This is a genomic window from Pseudomonas sp. GD04058 (genome assembly GCF_029836855.1).
In the GTDB taxonomy this organism is placed as follows: domain Bacteria; phylum Pseudomonadota; class Gammaproteobacteria; order Pseudomonadales; family Pseudomonadaceae; genus Aquipseudomonas; species Aquipseudomonas bharatica.
In genome coordinates, this window is the sequence record NZ_JAOECN010000036.1 from 19,954 (window position 1) to 36,968 (window position 17,015).

The following is a 17,015-nucleotide window of genomic DNA, read 5'->3' on the forward strand; positions in this document are numbered from 1 at the left end:
AATTTCTTATAAAAATAAGATCAACCCCAGACGATCTCGTCATTCCTTCAAAACACCCCAGGCGATCCACCTGCACCCACACCCAGGGCCAGTGCCAGCTTCGATGGACCAAGCCCGCATGCCCAAGCATTTCCCCTTCAGCGCCCTGACCACCGCCCTGCTCCTGGCCGGACTCGCGCCCCAGGTCGTGGCCGCCAGCAACGATACCCACCTGGACACCGTGACCGTAATCTCCACCGGCATTCGCGGCCAGGAACGCACGGTGGCCGACAGCCCGGCGCCGATCGATGTGATCAACAGCGAGCAACTGCTCAGGACCGGTCGCGCCGAACTCTCCGAAGCCATCTCACGCCTGCTGCCGTCATTCAACTTCGGCACCAACATCGCCGGCTACAACTCGGTGACCCGACCCCTGAGCAACCGCAGCCTGGGCCCGGCCTACACCCTGGTGCTGGTCAACGGCAAGCGTCGGCACAACGGCGCGGTGGGCCAGCGCGGCAACATCGACAACAGCGGCGCCAACGCGGTGGATATCGACCTGATCCCGGTCAGCGCCGTGGACCACATCGAAGTGCTCAAGGACAGCGCCGCCGCCCAGTACGGCTCCGATGCAGTGGCCGGGGTGATCAACATCATCCTCAAGACCAGCGCCTCCGGCGGGCATGTCGAGAGCAGCTACGGCAAGCTCTACTCCGGCCAGGGCGAAACCATCAAGGTCGCCGGAGACCAGGGCTTCAAGCTGGGTGAAAGCGGCTTCCTGCACCTCTCCGCCGATGCGCGCAAACGCGGCGATGCCGCCTGGAACGGCAAGGCCGACAGTAGCGTGAGGGCCTTCCGCGACCCGGTGAAGGAAGCAGCCTGGGACCGCGTTGCGATCAAGAACGGTGACCCCGAGATCAAGGCCTTCAACCTCGCCTACAACGCCGAACTGCCGCTGGACGCCCTGACCCTGTACTCCTACGCCACCTACGGCGAACGCGATGCCGAGGCCTACAACTACTTCCGCCTGCCCACCGGCACCGCCGCGGTGCCCGAGCTGTTCCCCGACGGCTACTACCCGCTGAACAACATCAAGGACCGCGACTACCAGTTCCTCTTCGGCGGCAAGGGCGAACGCGCCGACTGGCACTGGGACCTGAGCACCACCTACGGGCGCAACAATATCCACCACTCCAGCGACTTCAACATCAACCCGTCCCTGGGCACCGCCAGCCCGACCAGCTTCGACAACCTGGCGACCTTCCGCTTCGAACAGTGGGTCAACAACTTCGACCTGACCCGGCGCTACGACAGCCTGTTCGGCCTGACCTCGCCGGTGCAGGTGTCGGCCGGCCTGGAACACCGCTGGGAGCGCTTCAGCACCTTCGCCGGCGACCCCGAGGCATACATCACCGGCAGCTACCCCGCCGCCTCCGGGGCCCAGGCCGCCGTGACCCTGCGCCCGGAAGACGAAGTCAGCCTGATCCGCAACAACTACGCGGCCTACCTTGACCTGGGCTTCGACCTCACCGAGCGCTGGTTCCTCGACCTCGCCGGGCGCGTCGAGCACTACGACGACGATTCCGGCAATACCTTCGGCCTCAAGCTCAACTCGCGCTACGAGCTGACCGACCAATGGGCCGTGCGTGGCACCGTGGGTACCGGCTTCCGCGCGCCGTCCCTGACCCAGATCGGCTACACCGTGGCCGACAACCGCGTCGCCACCGACGTCAATGGCAACGTAGTTCCGGCAGTGACCCGCCTGACCCCGTCCGACAGCAGCCTGGCCGCCGCCCTCGGCGGTGACAAGCTCAAGCCGGAGAAATCGCGCAACCTCGGCCTGGGCGTGACCTGGCAACCGGCACCGCGCACCAGCATCACCGCCGACGCCTACCTGATCGACATCGACGACCGCATCACCCTGACCAGCAACATCTACGACCAGGGCAACGGCGTGATCACCTCGATCCTGCAAAGCCAGGGCGTGGCCCCGGGCACCTGGGTCAACTACTACACCAACGCCTACGACACCCGTACCAAGGGCCTGGACATCGTCGCCGACCACAGCACCGACTTCGGCGCCTGGGGCGACGTGCGCTGGAGCCTGGCGTTCAACTGGAACAAGACCAGCATCGAGGACGTGCGCGACACACCGACGTCGCTGGCCGGCTCCGGGGTAACCCTGGTGGGCCGCGACCGCGAGGGCGACCTGACCGTGGCCAGCCCGGAAACCAAGTGGATCCTCGGCGCCAACTGGAAGGTCGACAACCTTGCGGTCAACCTGCAGACCACCCGCTACGGCAGCGTCAAGACCCTTGCGGTCAACCCCAGCGGCGATCGCAGCTTCGGCGCCAAGTGGATCACCGACCTGGACGTGGCCTACACCTTCTTCGACCAACTGACCGTCAGCATCGGTGCCACCAACCTGTTCGACGTGCGCCCGGACAAGCATGCGGTGTACAGCCCGCTTGGCCTGGCGCCCTACGGCAACCCGCCATTCCACCCTGGTGGTGGCTATTGGTACAGCAAGATCGCCTACGACTTCTGACCCACCCGGCCGCGCCGCCGGGATGCGGCGCGGCCCTGCTCCGACAACGGAACGAGGAATCGCCCATGAGACTGCAACGAACCCTGGCCAGCGCGGCCATCCTGCTTGCCCTGGGACTGTCCGGCTGCTCGCCTTCGCAACCGGACGCCAAGGCGGCGAGCACCCTGAAGATCGCCTTTTTCAACGACAACACCCAACTGGTCAGCATCGATCCGTTCCAGGTCTACTGGCTGGAGCACCGGGTGGTGCTGCGCAACGTGGTCGAGGCCCTGACCGACCAAGACCCGCAGACCGGGCAGATCATTCCGTGGCTGGCCGAGCGCTGGGAGATCAGCCCGGATGCCCGGGAATACACCTTCTACCTGCGCAAAGGCGTGACTTTCAGCAACGGCGAGGCATTCGACGCACAGGCGGTCAAGACCGCCTTCGACAGCAACAAGGCCTTCGCCGCCGAACTGCCGAGCACCTTCGGCGCCACCTACCTGGCCGGCTACGACCACGCCGAGATCCTCGACCCGCACAGCATCAAGCTGGTGCTGAGCAAACCCAACGCGGGCTTCCTCCAGGCCACTTCCACCACCAACCTGTCGATCCTGGCCCCCGAGTCGTACCGCAAGACCGCCAAGGAACGCTCACTGGGCGCGGTGATCGGCACCGGCCCGTTCAAGATCGACCACTACACCCCGGAAAGCGGCCTGCGCCTGGTCCGTCGCGAAGGCTACGCCTGGGCCTCGGCCAACGTGCAGAACAAGGGCGACGCGCACCTGTCGGCCATCGAGGTCAGCTATGTGCCCGAGGAAAGCGTGCGCAACGGCCTGTTCCTGCAGGGCAAGGTGGATATCCTCTGGCCGCGGGTGCCGTTCTCCGAGGTCGACCTGCAGCTGTTCCAGCGCAACGACGCGACCATCCAGAGCCGCTCGCTGCCGGGCCCGGCCTGGAACCTCTACCCCAATACCCGCGACAACCGCATCCTTGCCGACCAGAAGGTACGCCTGGCCCTGCAAAAGGCCATCGACCGCAAGAGCTACGCCAGCACCGTCTACAACGAAGCCTTCCCGGTGGTGGACGGCGTCTACGATGTGACCACCCCGTACTTCCGCAGCCAGGGCGACAAGCTGGCCTACGACCCGCAAGGCGCGGCCCGGCTGCTGGACGAGGCCGGCTGGACCCTGGGCCAGGACAACTACCGCTACAAGGACGGCAAGCGCCTGGTCCTGCTGTACAACCTGGCCGGCAAGGAAACCCCCGGCGACGTGCTGATCCAGGACCAACTGCGCAAGCTCGGCATCGAACTCAAGCTCAAGGTGCAGACCACCGCCGAGTGGGCCGCGAACAACGCCGCCGGCAACTATGACCTGACCTACACCTACATGACCCGGGCCGACCCGATCATCCTGCAGACCATCCTCGACCCGCGCAGCGCCAACAGCTCGACCCTGGCCACCAACACCTACGCACCGAACGTGCTGCCCGTGGCGCAGAACCTGTTCGACGCCGGCCTCACCGCCACCGCACCGCAGCAGCGCGCCGACGCCTACGGCCAACTGCAAGACCTACTGATCGACCAAGGCTCGGCAATCCCGGTGTACGAGCGGGTGTGGCAGGCGGCCACCTCCAAGCGCGTGCAGAACTTCCGCTGGAGCGCCGAGGGCTTTGCCTTCCTCAACGACATCGAGGTCAAGCCATGAGCCGCTACCTGCTCGGCCGCATTGCCCAGGCCGCCCTGGTGCTGTGGGGGGCGTACAGCATCACCTACTTCATCCTCTACCTGCTGCCGGGTGACCCGCTGAGCATCATGCTCAGTGCCTCGGGCATGGAGATCGATGCGCTGTCGCCGGAGCAACTGGCGAAAGCCAAGGCCTATTACGGGCTGGACCAGGGCTTGCTGGAGCGCTACATCAACCTGCTGCTCGGCGTATTGCAAGGCGACCTTGGCCAGTCACTGACCCTGAACCGCCCGGTCACCGCGATCCTCGCCGAACGCCTGCCGCAAACCCTGGCCCTGGCCGGGTTCGCCATCGTCCTGTCGCTGATCGGCGGCGTGGGCCTGGCGTACCTGGCCGCCTACGTGCGCTGGCAACCCTTGAAGACCGCGCTGTCGCGTCTGCCGGCGCTGGGCTTTTCCGTGCCGGTGTTCTGGATGGGCCTGCTGCTGATCCAGATCTTCGCCTTCGGCCTGGGCTGGTTCCCGGCCACCGGCAGCACCGGCTTCGACAGCCTGGTACTGCCGGCGGTGACCCTGGCCATTCCCAGCGCGGCGGTCTACGCCCAGGTGCTGCAACGCGGCTTCCAGGATGTCTGGCGCGAGCCCTACATCGTCACCGCCTACGCCAAGGGCCTCAGCCGCGCCCAGGTACAGGCCCGCCACGGCCTGCGCAATGCCGCCCTGCCGCTGCTGACGCTGATCGGCCTGCAGGTGGGCAACACCGTGTCCGGTGCCGTGCTGGTGGAAACCATCTTCGCCCGCAACGGCGTCGGCCGGCTGGTGCAGGAGGCGGTGCTGCGCCAGGACATCCCGCTGGTACTGGCGGTGGTGACGGTGTCCGCTGCCGCCTTCGTGCTGGTCAACCTGCTGGTGGACCTGCTCTACCCCATCCTCGATCCGCGCATTACCCATGCGCCCAAGGTGAGCTGAGATGACCGTATTGCAACGCCTGATCCCCGTGGCCGGCGAGGCCTCCCAGTGGCGCCCGCGGCGGCGCCTGCAACGCTTGCTGGACCAGGCCGGGCCGCTGCTGCGCCGGCCGGGCTTCGTCGTGGCCCTGGTCCTGGTGCTGTTTACCCTGGCGGCCGCGCTCTGGCCCGGCCTGTTCACCCAGGTCGATCCCTACGCCACGCAGCCCTCGGCCAAACTGCTGCCACCGAGTGCCGCGCACTGGTTCGGCACCGACGAGCTGGGGCGCGACCTGTACACGCGGGTGCTGTATGGCGCGCGCCTGTCGGTGGAGGCGGCGCTGCTCGCGGTCGGGCTGGCGCTGGTCAGCGGCCTGGGCCTGGGCATCGTCTCGGGCTTTATCGGCGGGCGCGTGGACGCGCTGATCATGCGCCTGGTGGATGTGCTGCTGGCCCTGCCCGGCCTGCTGCTCGCGCTGGCCATCGTCACCGCGATCGGCTTCGGCACCATTCCGGTGGCAATCGCCGTGGGCGTCGGCATCATTCCCGGCTTCGCCCGCACCACCCGCGCCGAGGTGCTGCGGATCAAGACCCTGCCCTACGTCGAGGCCGCGCGCCTGGGCGGCGCAAGCTGGGGCCGGACCTTGCTGCGCCATGTGCTGCCCAATGCCTGGGGGCCGGTGGCGGTGCTTGCGACCCTGGATATCGGCGCGGCGATCCTGGCCACTGCCGGCCTCAGCTTCCTCGGCTTCGGCGCCGCACCGCCTGCCGCCGAATGGGGCACGCTGATCGCCAACGGTCGCCACTTCCTCATCACCGCACCCTGGGTCTCGCTGCTGCCGGGGCTGTTCCTGGTGCTGGTGGTGTTCAGCCTCAACCATATCGCCCGCACCTTCGAGGAGATCCAGCGATGAGCCGCCTGATCGACGTGCAGGACCTGCGGGTCAGTTACCACAGCGCCGGCCGCGTTACCGAGGCGGTGCGCGGGGTGAGCTTTCATCTGGATCCAGGGGAAACCCTGGCCATCGTCGGTGAATCCGGTTCGGGCAAGACCACCATCGCCAGCGCCCTGCTCGGCCTGTTGCCGGCGACGGCACGGATCGATGGCGGGGTGCTGAAGGTTACCGATCACGACATCAGCCACGCCAGCGAGCGCAGCAAACAGCAACTGCGCGGCCGGGTGGTCGGGTTGGTGCCGCAGGATCCGATGGTCAGCCTCAACCCGACCCTGAGCATCGGCAAGCAGATCGCCGAGAGCCTGGTCCTGCGCCATGGCAAACGCTATCCGGGCCTGGATGCGGATGTGCTGGAACTGCTCGAACAGGTAGGGCTCGACAACCCGGCCCTACGCGCGGCCCAGTATCCCCATGAACTGTCCGGCGGCATGCGTCAGCGCGTGCTGATCGCCATCGCCCTGGCCGGCGAGCCCCGGCTGATCATCGCCGACGAGCCTACCAGCGCCCTGGATGTCACGGTGCAGAAGCGCATCCTCGATCACCTGGAGCAACTGGTGAAAGCCCGCGGCATCGCCTTGGTGATCATCACCCATGACCTGGGTGTGGCGGCGGATCGTGCCGACCGAGTGCTGGTGATGCGCCAGGGCGAGTTGGTGGAAAGCGGCGTCGCCAGCAAGGTGCTTTCAGCGCCCGGCCACAGCTACACCCGCGATCTGCTGGCAGCAGCGCCAGCCTTTGGTGAAACGCCACGGCCGGTGTCGGTTTCACCCCTCGGCGCACAGCCGCTACTGGAGTTCGAAGGGGTCGGCAAGCGCTTCCAGCTACCGCACGGGCAGCACTTCCAGGCACTGCAGGACTTGAGCCTGGAGGTCTACCCGGGGCAGACGCTGGCCATCGTCGGCGAGTCGGGTTCGGGCAAGAGCACCAGCCTGCGGATTGCGCTCGGGCTGGAGCAACCCAGCTCGGGCCGGGTGCGTTTTGCCGGGAAGGATATCGGCGGCTTGAGCTGGAAGGCGTTCAGGCCGCTGCGCCAGCGCATGCAACTGGTGCAGCAGAATCCGTTCGCCGCGCTGGACCCGAAGTTCAGCATCTACCAAAGCGTGGTCGAGCCGCTGGTGTCCTTCGGCCGGCTCAAGGGTCGCGAGCTGGAACAGGCGGCGCGGCGCCTGATGGAGCAGGTGCAGTTGCCGGCCAGCTACCTGGACCGCCTGCCCCGCGAGCTGTCCGGCGGCCAGCGCCAGCGCGTGGCCATTGCCCGGGCACTGGCCTTGAAGCCCGACCTGTTGCTGCTCGACGAGCCGGTGTCGGCGCTGGACGTCTCGGTGCAGGCGCAGATCCTCGACCTGCTGCGGGAATTGCAGGCGGAACTGGGCGTGGCTTACGTGCTGGTGTCCCATGACCTGGCGGTGGTCGCCAGCCTGGCGCACCAGGTGGTAGTGCTCAAGCAGGGGCAGGTGGTGGAGCAAGGGGAGGCAGGTCGGGTGCTGGAGCAGCCGCAGGCCAGCTATACCCGGGAATTGCTGGAGGCGGTGCCTGGGCGGAGGTTGGCAGTGGCCTGATGTTCTGGTGTCCTCCAGGGCCTCATCGCTGGCAAGCCAGCTCCCACAAGGTCCGGGTCGCTGCTGAACCTGTGGGAGCTGGCTTGCCAGCGATGAGGCCCGCAAAACCCAAAAAAATCCCGGCCAGATGACCGGGATCTTCATGTCTACACCAGGCTTATTTGATCACCCCACAAGCAAACCGAGCCGCCCCGCCACCCAGCGGTGCCGGATGATCCGAGTGGTTGTCCCCACCGGCATGAATCATCAGCGCATGCCCCTTCAGCTCGTCCAGCTTCTTGATCTTCGGCGCCAGCAGCGGCTGCGAAGCCTTGCCGTCGGCGGTAACGATCAGAGCCGGCAGGTCGCCCAGATGGCCGCCGTCATCCCACGGGAAGCTGTGCTTGCCGGTGTTCTTCGGATCCCAGTGGCCACCGGCGCCACCGGCCGGTACCGGCTTGCCATCGGCCTCGGTCGGCGCGCAGCTGGGGTTGGCGTGCACGTGGAAACCATGCACGCCCGGCGCCACGCCGTTCAGTTCAGGGGTGAACACCGCGCCGTACGGGCTTTCGGTGATAGTGACGAAGCCGACGCTCTTGCCCTCGCCCTGGGCGGTGGCTTCCTTGAGTTCGACCTTGATCGAGTCGGCAGCCTGCACTGCGGCACTGGCACACAAGGCTATTGACAAAGCAATCCACTTTTTCATCGGGCGCGTTCCTCGTTTAGCAGAAAAAATCGCTTGAGAGCTTAGACAAAATCCGGTGGAAGGTTCGAATGAAAATCACTTCCAGCAATATCAGGCAACAGCTCTCCCGAACAGTTCCGCAGTCCGGAGCGTGCAGCCCCGCCTCATTCCGGCACCGGCAAGCGCGTCACCGCCTTCACCTCGCGCAACGACAGGCTCGACTGGATCGAGGCAATCCCCGGCTGGCGCCGCAACACGTCCTCGACAAAGCGCCCGTAGCTCTCCAGATCCGTCGCCACCACCGTCAGCACATAATCCGCCTCCCCCGTGACCTTGTGACACGAGAGCACCTGGGGCAGTGCCTTGATCGCCCGTTCGAACTGGTCCGGGGCGTTGTCGGAGACATTGCCGAAGCGCACCTGGGCAAAGGCCATGACGTCATAGCCGAGCTTCCTGCGATCCAGATTGGCCTGGTAGTCACGGATGATGCCCAGGTCCTCCAGGCGTTTGCGTCGCCGCCAGCACGGCGTGACGGACATCGACAGGCGCTCGCCCAAGGCGGCACTGGACAGGGTGCCGTCCTCCTGCAACAGACCCAGCAAGGTACGGTCGACACCATCCAGCGAGTCGAAAGAACTGTCTTTGCTCATACCGCTCACCTCTAGAAATGAATTTGCTCACTTAACCCGATTATCAGGAAATAAAGCAAAACAATTTCCCGGATCCAGCGCGAAAATCGTCTTCACAACAACACCCCAAAGAGGACACTCCCGTGCTGACCGTTTTCAGTTCCAGCCACCGCCTGCACCACGGCACCGAGCTCAAGGATGGCGCGCTGACACCGTCCTTCGAAAAACCGCAGCGGGCCGAGACCGTCCTGGCCCGGGTGCGCAGCAGCGGCCTGGGCGAGGTGATCGGCGAGCAGCGTCATGACCGCGCCTGCTACGTCGCCGCCCATAGCGAGCGCTATGTAAGCTTTCTGGAAAACGCCTGGGACGAGTGGTCGGCCACCGGCAAGACCCACGACGCCCTGCCCCTGGTCTGGCCGGTGCGCGACCTGGCCAGTGCCCCGGAACCGGGCTTCATCGACGGCAAGCTGGGCTTCTATGCCATGGATGCCGGCTCGCCAATCACCGCCGGCACCTGGGAAGCGGTGCGCGCCAGTGCCGATGTGGCGCTGACCGCAATGGACAAGGTGCTCGACGGCCATCACAGCGCCTTCGCCCTGTGCCGGCCACCCGGACACCACGCCGCGCGCGAATACATGGGTGGCTATTGCTACCTGAACAACGCTGCCATCGCCGCCGAGCGCTGCCTGGCCCAGGGCTCGCAGCGGGTGGCGATCCTCGATGTGGACTTCCACCATGGCAACGGCACGCAGAACATCTTCTACGACCGCCCGGACGTGTTCTTCGCCTCGATCCACGGCGACCCGCACGTGTCCTACCCCTACTTCTCCGGCTATGCCGAGGAAACAGGCGTCGGTGCTGGCGAAGGCTGCAACGCCAACTACCCGCTGGCCCGCGGCACGACATGGAGCCGCTTCCGCGAAGCGCTGGAGCATGCCCTGGCGCGGATCGTCGCCTACCGTCCGGAGCAACTGATCATTTCCCTCGGCGTCGACACCTTCGAGGACGACCCCATCAGCCATTTCCGCCTGACCAGCGAGGACTTCCTGCGCATGGGCGAGTGCATCGCCGGGGCCGGGCTGCCGACCCTGTTCGTGATGGAAGGCGGCTACATGGTCGACGAGATCGGCATCAACGCGGTGAATACCCTGCAGGGCTTCGAAGCCAACACCTGACGTACCCCGCCCCGCCCGCACGGCGGGGCTTCAGCGATCCAGCAAAACAACAAAAAAGAGGTTCGACCAATGCACACGTCATCCGCACGCCCGGAGGCTGCCGGGCATCTGCAGCGCACCCTGGAAAACCGCCATATCCAACTGATCTCCATCGGCGGGGCGATCGGCACAGGGCTGTTCATGGGCTCGGGCAAGATCATCGCCCTGGCCGGCACCTCGATCATCCTGGTCTACGCCATCATCGGTTTCTTCCTGTACTTCGTGATGCGTGCCATGGGCGAGCTGTTGCTCAGTGACCTGCGCTTCAAGTCTTTTGCCGATATCGTCGCAGCCTACCTCGGGCCACGGGCCGGCTTCGTGCTGAGCTGGTCGTACTGGCTTAGCTGGAGCGTGGCGGTGGTCGGCGACGTGGTGGTGGTCGCCGGCTTCATGCAGTACTGGTACCCGGACCTGCCGGCATGGATGCCGGCGTTCTTCACCCTGTTCCTCCTGCTTGGCCTGAACATGCTGGCGGTACGGATCTTCGGCGAGGTGGAGTTCTGGTTCGCGATCATCAAGATCATCGCCATCATCGCCCTGATCCTCACCGCCCTGGTAATGATCGCCACAGGCTTCACCTCGCCCAACGGCGTACAGGCGTCGCTCGGGCATATGGCTACGCCGGGGGCGATTCTTCCCCATGGTCTCAGCGGCTTCTTCGCCGGTTTCCAGATTGCCGTGTTCTCCTTCGCCGGCACCGAGCTGATCGGCACCACCGCCGCCGAAGCGAAGAACCCGGAACGCACCCTGCCCAAGGCAATCAACACCATTCCGGCACGGATCCTGCTGTTCTATATCCTCGCCCTGGTGTGCATCATCAGCGTAGTGTCGTGGGCCGAAGTGCCGGCCAACCGCAGCCCCTTCGTTGAATTGTTCCTGCTCGCCGGCTTCCCCGCCGCAGCCGGGATGATCAATTTCGTGGTGCTGACCTCGGCGGCGTCCTCGGCAAACAGCGGCGTGTATTCCGGTTGCCGGATGCTCTTCGGCCTGGCGGAACGGCGCAATGCCCCGGGGATCTTCGGACGCCTGTCGACACTCAGCGTGCCGGTCTACAGCTTGCTGTTCTCGGGGGCGTGCATGCTGGTGGGGCTAACCCTGCTGTTCGTGATTCCGGAAGTGATGAGAGTGTTCACCCTGATCTCCACCGTGTCGGCAGTGCTGGTGCTGTTCACCTGGTCGATGATCCTGATCGCCTATCTCGCCTATCGCCGCACCAATCCGGCGGCGCACCAACGTTCCAGCTTCAAGCTGCCGGGGGGCGTGCCGATGGCGATGGCGACGCTGGGCTTCCTGCTGTTCGTGCTGTCCCTGCTGGCCCTGGAAGCCGATACCCGCGCGGCGCTACTGGCGATGCCGGTCTGGTTCGTGTTCCTGCTGCTGATGTATCGCCGACGCAGCAGCAAAAGCACCGCCGGGCAGTTGAACAACGCCTGATCCTGACCTGCGACATTGCGTCCGATGGTCAAGCAGCGTTGAGATTGCAGGGTCTGCAAAAAACACTGTGGGAGCTGGCAAGCCAGCTCCCACAGTGGGCGATCAGGCAGCAGCCTGCTTCAGCGCGCGCTGGTGCACGATCACACCGATCAGCGCTACGACGATCGCCGCGACACCGGTGGAAACCACCAGCACCTGGTACTCCTCGACGAAGGCCATGGTCACCAGACAACCAACGATGAACACGATGCTCAGGTAGGTCAGCCACGGGAACAGCCACATCTTCAGGCGGATCTGCTTGCCTTCGGCTTCCAGCTTGCGGCGCATCTTCAGTTGCGAGCAGGCGATCACCAGGTAGACGAGCATGGCGATCATGCCGGTGGTGTTCATCAGGGTGTCCAGCACATCCTTCGGACGCAGGGCTTCGTTGAAGTTGATCAGGGCACAGATGATCGCGATCGAGCACGAGCCGATAATGGCGAAGACCGGTACGCCGGTGCCGGCGCGGGTCATCTTGAAGATCTTCGGCGCGTCGCCACGGGTGGCCAGGGAGAACAGCATGCGCGACGCGGTGTAGTGGGCCGAGATCAGGCAGCTGCTGACCGAGGTCAGGACCACGAAGTTCATCATGAACTCGGCGCCCGGGATACCCAGCAGTTCCAGGGTGCGGCGGTACGAGCCATAGCCCGAGGTGCCCATCAGCGGGTCGTTCCACGGTACTAGGCAGACAATCAGGAAGATCGAGCCGATGTAGAACAGGCACACGCGCCACACCACCGAGTTGGTGGCTTTGACGATCTGACCGGCCGGGTCCTTGGACTCGGACGCGGCGATGGTGACGATTTCGGCACCGAGGAAGGCGAACATCGCACCGAGCATCGCCACTACCACGGACTCGATGCCGTTGGGCATGAAGCCGCCGTGGGCAGTGAGGTTGGCCATGCCGCTGACTTCACCGGTCGGCCACAGGTTCATCACCGCCGCGGTGCACACCACCAGGAAGCAGACGATGGCCACCACCTTGATCAGGGCGAACCAGAACTCGAACTCGCCGTAGTGCTTGACATTGAAGAAGTTCACGCAGATCAGCGCCAGGGTGGCCATCAACACGAATTCGTTGATGCTCACCGAAGGGAACCAGCCATGCAGGATCTTGCCGGCGACATAGGCTTCCCAGGCCATCAGGATCACCCAGTAGCCCCAGTACAGCCAGCCGATGGTGAAGCCCGCCCAGCGCCCGATGGCACGTTCGGCATAGGTGGAGAACGAGCCGGTGTCCGGCGAGGACGTCGCCATTTCACCGAGCATGCGCATGATCAGCACCACCAGGATGCCGCCGGCCAGGTAGGCCAGGACGGCGGCCGGGCCGGCGCTGTGGATCACGCTGCCGGAACCGACGAACAATGCGCCGCCGATCACCCCGGCAATCGACATCATGGTCAGGTGGCGCGATTTGAGCGAAGCCGCCAGCTTGCTCTCGTGCTCCGACTTCGCTGCCGAAGTCGATGTGGATGTTGCGTCCATCAGTGGTCTACCCCGTGTTCTTTTTATCCAAGGAAACTCGACAGGAGTGCGGCCCGAGGTCGCACCCCTTGTTGCATCAGCTGCTCTGATTCGACGTGCACGACCCTGCCCGAGCCGACGAACGGCTATGTGCTGGCAGTGTGTTGTCGTGCCCAGGCTCGTCCGCTAAGCCTGGAAAGTTACTGCGAAGACACTGCGCACCGGCCTTGCGGGCACGACGACAGCGAGAGAGACGCGGAGACTGAGCCCCGCCTCGGGAATTTGTGGTTCGACGAGCGGTTGTTCATGAAGCTTCACGGCTTTGATCTAGCGGTAACTGATACCTAATGTAAAAATGTCCGGCCTCAAGAGCCATGCACAGTGCCCACTGATTGTCACAGCACTGTACAGGTCGCCAATGCAATACAGCGCATGCGCGGCCGGCGTTACGCTCACCCGAAGGCACCGTTTTCCCATGTTCGAACTCCGCCCCGACGCCTCGCCTCCCCTGGTCAACCAGATCATCAACGGACTGCGCGACGCGATCGAGAACCAGACCCTCAAGCCAGGCGCCAAGGTGCCGTCGATCCGCGCCTTCGCCGCGAAATACTCGGTGAGCACCTTCACCGTGGTGGAAGCCTACGACCGCCTGGTGGCCCAGGGCCTGCTGGTCAGCCGTGGCACCGCCGGCTTCTTCGTCAACCGCGCCGCCGGCGACCTGCTGGAGGCCCAGGCCAGCGAACCGGACACGGCCAAGCCGGCGTTCAATTCCGAGTGGTACCTGCAACAGATCTTCGAAAGCCGCCAACTGGCGTTCAAGCCCGGCTGTGGCTGGCTGCCCAATGACTGGATGTTCGAGGACGGCCTGCGCCGCGGGCTGCGCCAGGTTGCCAGCAGCGTGCTGGAACTGAGCGGCTACGGCGATCCCATGGGCCTGGCCGAACTGCGCACCCTGACCGCGCAGAACCTGCAGCAGGACCTTCGCATCGTGGTGCCGCCGAACCAGCTGATGCTCACCCACGGCGCCAGCCAGGCCCTGGACCTGGCGGTACGCACCCTGGTGCGCCCGGGCGACGTGGTGCTGGTGGACGACCCGGGCTACCCCAACCTGATGAGCATCCTGCGCTTCCAGGGCGCGACCTTGGTGGGCGTGCCGCGCACGCCCAACGGCTACGACCTGGACCACCTGCAACGGCTGCTCGAGCAGTACCGGCCAAGCGTGTTCTTCACTCAGCCGCACCTGCACAGCCCGACCTGCACCCGTACTCCGCTGGTACAACTGCACCGCCTGCTGCAACTGGCGACCCAGCACGACTTCCGCCTGGTGGAGAACAACCTCTACGCCGACATGATCGAGGAGCCCCTGCCCTGCCTGACCAGCCTCGACCAGCTGCAACAGGTGGTGTATGTCGGCAGCTACTCCAAAAGCATCTCGCCCAACGTGCGGGTCGGCTACATGCTGGCCAACCCGGAGCTGATGCAGCAGTTGCTGCAACTGAAGATGCGCTCGGGCCTGACTACCTCCCAGGTGATGGAGCGGGTGGTCTATGCCGCGATCACCGACGGCCGCTGGCGCAAGCACCTCAAGCGCCTGCGCCAGCGCCTGGCCGAGGCGCACCAGGAGGTGGGCCGGCAACTGGCGCGGCTGGGCTTCGAGCGCTTCATCGACAGCGACGAAGGCATGTACATCTGGACCCGCCATCCGGCCATCCCGGACAGCGCCGCGCTGCTTGACGATGCGCTGGACCAGGGCATCATGCTCGGCCCCGGGCAGTTGTTCATGGTCGACAGCCAGGCGACCGGCTGGATGCGGTTCAATGTGGCGTTCAGCACCGATCCGGCGCTGTGGGAGCAACTGGAGAAGCTGCTGGTCAAGCATGTGCGGGCGGTGAAGGACCGCTGATCGTCTTTATCGGCAGCGGGGCAGAAAAAGGTCGAATGTTCGGCAAGGGAACCACTCGCTAGGATCGGCACATCCAAAAAGAAAGACAGAGGCCGGTTTCATGACAAGCGCGACATTCAAGGATCATTTCTCCAGCGGCTCGGCCGGCTACGCGGCCTACCGTCCGGGCTACCCGCTGGAGCTGATCGATGAGCTGACCAGCATCAGCCCCGGCACCGGCCGGGTGCTGGACTGCGGCTGCGGCACCGGGCAGCTGTCGGTACTGTTGGCCGAACGTTTCGACGAGGTGATAGCCACCGACGCCAGCGCCGCGCAGATCGCCGACGCCGAACCACGCGAGGGCGTGATCTACCGCACCGCCCTGGCCGAGGACAGCGGCCTGCCTGACGCCAGCGTTGACCTGGTGACCGTGGCCCAGGCCGCCCACTGGCTGGACCTCGACACGTTCTACGCCGAAGCCCGGCGCATCGCCCGTCCCCAGGCAGCCATCGCCCTGATCACCTACGGCGTGCTGCATCTGGAGGGTGAACTGGATCGTCATCTGCAGACGTTCTACTACCAGACCCTCGCCCCCTATTGGCCGCCGGAGCGGCGCCATGTGGAAAGCGGCTACCGCGAGCTGCCGTTTCCCTTCGCCCCGATCGAAATACCGCCGCAAGTGATCGAGATGCACTGGACCCTGGCGCAACTGGTCGGCTACCTGAACACCTGGTCGGCGGTGAAGGCAGCGCAGCAGGCACAGGGGATCAACCCGGTGGATGTGCTGGCCCAGGCGCTGGGCGAGGAATGGGGCGATGCGGCGACCCGGCGACGGGTGACCTGGCCACTGACCGTTCGCGCCGGGCGCATCCACGATCATTGACAGCGCTGCAAAGCCCCTGTGGGAGCTGGCTTGCCAGCGATTTGGCCAGATTTGACAACGGCTCTGCCAGTGCCGGACTCATCGCTGGCAAGCCAGCTCCCACAGGTTTTTTGGCAAGCCGCCAAAATATGAACAAAATCCCCGCTTCCCCACGGAACCATTTGCGCAACGCAAGGATCGGAGTTCCAATCCGCCGCATACTGGCAATCCGCCAAACATTTTTCCAAGGGCAGTGCTACTGTCCACAAGCCGGCAGTTCATCCAACAGAACCGGCCCCATCCCAGGAGCGACACTCACATGGCAGCACTCAGTTCCAGCACGCTAGAAGCGATCCAGGCGCAGCGCACCCAGTTGCTCGCCGAGTGGACCCGGGACCTCGAGGATAAAGGCGCCACCCGCAACCTGAAGGAACAGGAGTTGCAGCAACAGACCCAGGAATTCCTGCAGTTGCTGATCAGCAGCCTGCAAAGCAGAACCGGGGAGAACATCGGCACAGCCGGCTGGGACGAGATCCGCCTGTTCCTCGAAAAACTCTCCAACAGCCGCGCCCTGCTCGGCCATGACTCGCAACAGACGGCCTCGTTCATCTTCACCTTGAAGGGCCCGCTGTTCGCGCTTCTGCAAAAGCATTTCAGCGACGAACCGGCGACCCTGGCCGAACAGCTTTGGGTGGTCTCGGAACTGCTCGATGCCCTGGGCATGCATACCATCCGCACCTTCCAGCGCTCGCGCGAAGCGGTGATCAAGCGCCAGCAGGAAGAACTGCTGGAACTCTCGACGCCGGTGGTCAAGCTGTGGGACGGCATCCTTGCCCTGCCGATGATCGGCACGCTGGACTCCCAGCGCACCCAGATGGTGATGGAGTCGCTGTTGCAACGCATCGTCGATACCGGCGCGGAAATCGCCATCGTCGATATCACCGGCGTACCCACCGTGGACACCCTGGTGGCCCAGCACCTGCTCAAGACCGTGACCGCCATCCGCCTGATGGGCGCCGATTGCATCATCAGCGGGGTGCGTCCGCAGATCGCCCAGACCATCGTCCACCTCGGCCTCGACCTGCAAGGGGTGACCACCAAGGCCAACCTGGCCGACGCCCTCAAGCTGGCCTTGTCGCGCCTTGGCGTCAGCACCGTGAAAGCGGGCTGAG

The 17,015-nt window shown here is 65.0% G+C and carries 13 protein-coding genes; 10 read left to right on the forward strand and 3 right to left on the reverse strand.

What is annotated here, in order from left to right; genetic code table 11:
- Positions 1 to 103 precede the first annotated feature (103 nt).
- The 5 genes from N7650_RS22900 (at position 104) to N7650_RS22920 (ending at position 7,655) form a co-directional block, all read left to right on the forward strand.
- Positions 104 to 2,527 carry a TonB-dependent receptor gene (locus N7650_RS22900; RefSeq protein WP_100228116.1) on the forward strand — a complete coding sequence of 808 codons (2,424 nt, stop codon included), beginning with the start codon at positions 104 to 106 and terminating at the stop codon, positions 2,525 to 2,527.
- Between the two features lie 65 nt (positions 2,528 to 2,592).
- On the forward strand, positions 2,593 to 4,215 hold the full coding sequence (locus N7650_RS22905; protein WP_009401267.1) for an ABC transporter substrate-binding protein: 1,623 nt from the start codon (positions 2,593 to 2,595) through the stop codon (positions 4,213 to 4,215).
- Positions 4,212 to 5,162 carry an ABC transporter permease gene (locus N7650_RS22910; RefSeq protein WP_064303466.1) on the forward strand — a complete coding sequence of 317 codons (951 nt, stop codon included), beginning with the start codon at positions 4,212 to 4,214 and terminating at the stop codon, positions 5,160 to 5,162. The genes N7650_RS22905 and N7650_RS22910 overlap by 4 nt, the downstream gene beginning before the upstream one ends.
- Before the next feature lies 1 nt (position 5,163).
- Complete coding sequence (locus tag N7650_RS22915; RefSeq protein WP_009401264.1) at positions 5,164 to 6,054, forward strand: ABC transporter permease; 891 nt, start codon at positions 5,164 to 5,166, stop codon at positions 6,052 to 6,054.
- Positions 6,051 to 7,655, forward strand: a complete 1,605-nt coding sequence (locus N7650_RS22920; protein WP_279900143.1) for an ABC transporter ATP-binding protein — start codon at positions 6,051 to 6,053, stop codon at positions 7,653 to 7,655. Before N7650_RS22915 ends, N7650_RS22920 begins: the two co-directional genes overlap by 4 nt.
- A 157-nt stretch (positions 7,656 to 7,812) precedes the next feature.
- On the opposite strand, the gene sodC is transcribed toward N7650_RS22920, so the two are convergent.
- Positions 7,813 to 8,340: a superoxide dismutase [Cu-Zn] SodC gene (gene sodC, locus N7650_RS22925; RefSeq protein ID WP_279900145.1), complete on the reverse strand. Its 528-nt coding sequence runs from the start codon at positions 8,338 to 8,340 to the stop codon at positions 7,813 to 7,815.
- A 143-nt stretch (positions 8,341 to 8,483) separates the two neighbouring features.
- The gene (locus N7650_RS22930; protein WP_279900147.1) at positions 8,484 to 8,969 is read right to left on the reverse strand and encodes an Lrp/AsnC family transcriptional regulator; all 486 of its coding nucleotides are present in this window, start codon (positions 8,967 to 8,969) and stop codon (positions 8,484 to 8,486) included.
- A gap of 122 nt (positions 8,970 to 9,091) precedes the next feature.
- Here N7650_RS22930 and N7650_RS22935 point away from each other — a divergent pair, with 122 nt between their 5' ends.
- Together N7650_RS22935 and N7650_RS22940 are read left to right on the forward strand one after the other, a co-directional pair.
- Positions 9,092 to 10,123: a histone deacetylase family protein gene (locus N7650_RS22935; RefSeq protein ID WP_279900149.1), complete on the forward strand. Its 1,032-nt coding sequence runs from the start codon at positions 9,092 to 9,094 to the stop codon at positions 10,121 to 10,123.
- Between the two features lie 69 nt (positions 10,124 to 10,192).
- Positions 10,193 to 11,596 carry an amino acid permease gene (locus N7650_RS22940; RefSeq protein WP_009401517.1) on the forward strand — a complete coding sequence of 468 codons (1,404 nt, stop codon included), beginning with the start codon at positions 10,193 to 10,195 and terminating at the stop codon, positions 11,594 to 11,596.
- Positions 11,597 to 11,698: 102 nt separating this feature from the next.
- On the opposite strand, the gene N7650_RS22945 is transcribed toward N7650_RS22940, so the two are convergent.
- Positions 11,699 to 13,120 carry an amino acid permease gene (locus N7650_RS22945; RefSeq protein ID WP_009401519.1) on the reverse strand — a complete coding sequence of 474 codons (1,422 nt, stop codon included), beginning with the start codon at positions 13,118 to 13,120 and terminating at the stop codon, positions 11,699 to 11,701.
- A 454-nt stretch (positions 13,121 to 13,574) separates the two neighbouring features.
- Between N7650_RS22945 and N7650_RS22950 the strand changes: the two genes are divergently transcribed.
- The 3 genes from N7650_RS22950 (at position 13,575) to N7650_RS22960 (ending at position 17,014) form a co-directional block, all read left to right on the forward strand.
- Positions 13,575 to 15,002: a PLP-dependent aminotransferase family protein gene (locus N7650_RS22950; RefSeq protein WP_009401521.1), complete on the forward strand. Its 1,428-nt coding sequence runs from the start codon at positions 13,575 to 13,577 to the stop codon at positions 15,000 to 15,002.
- A 100-nt stretch (positions 15,003 to 15,102) separates the two neighbouring features.
- The gene (locus tag N7650_RS22955) at positions 15,103 to 15,864 is read left to right on the forward strand and encodes a class I SAM-dependent methyltransferase (RefSeq protein ID WP_279900152.1); all 762 of its coding nucleotides are present in this window, start codon (positions 15,103 to 15,105) and stop codon (positions 15,862 to 15,864) included.
- Between the two features lie 298 nt (positions 15,865 to 16,162).
- A complete protein-coding gene (locus tag N7650_RS22960) occupies positions 16,163 to 17,014 on the forward strand; it encodes an STAS domain-containing protein (RefSeq protein ID WP_009401526.1) in 852 nt (283 codons plus the stop codon).
- Position 17,015 lies beyond the last annotated feature (1 nt).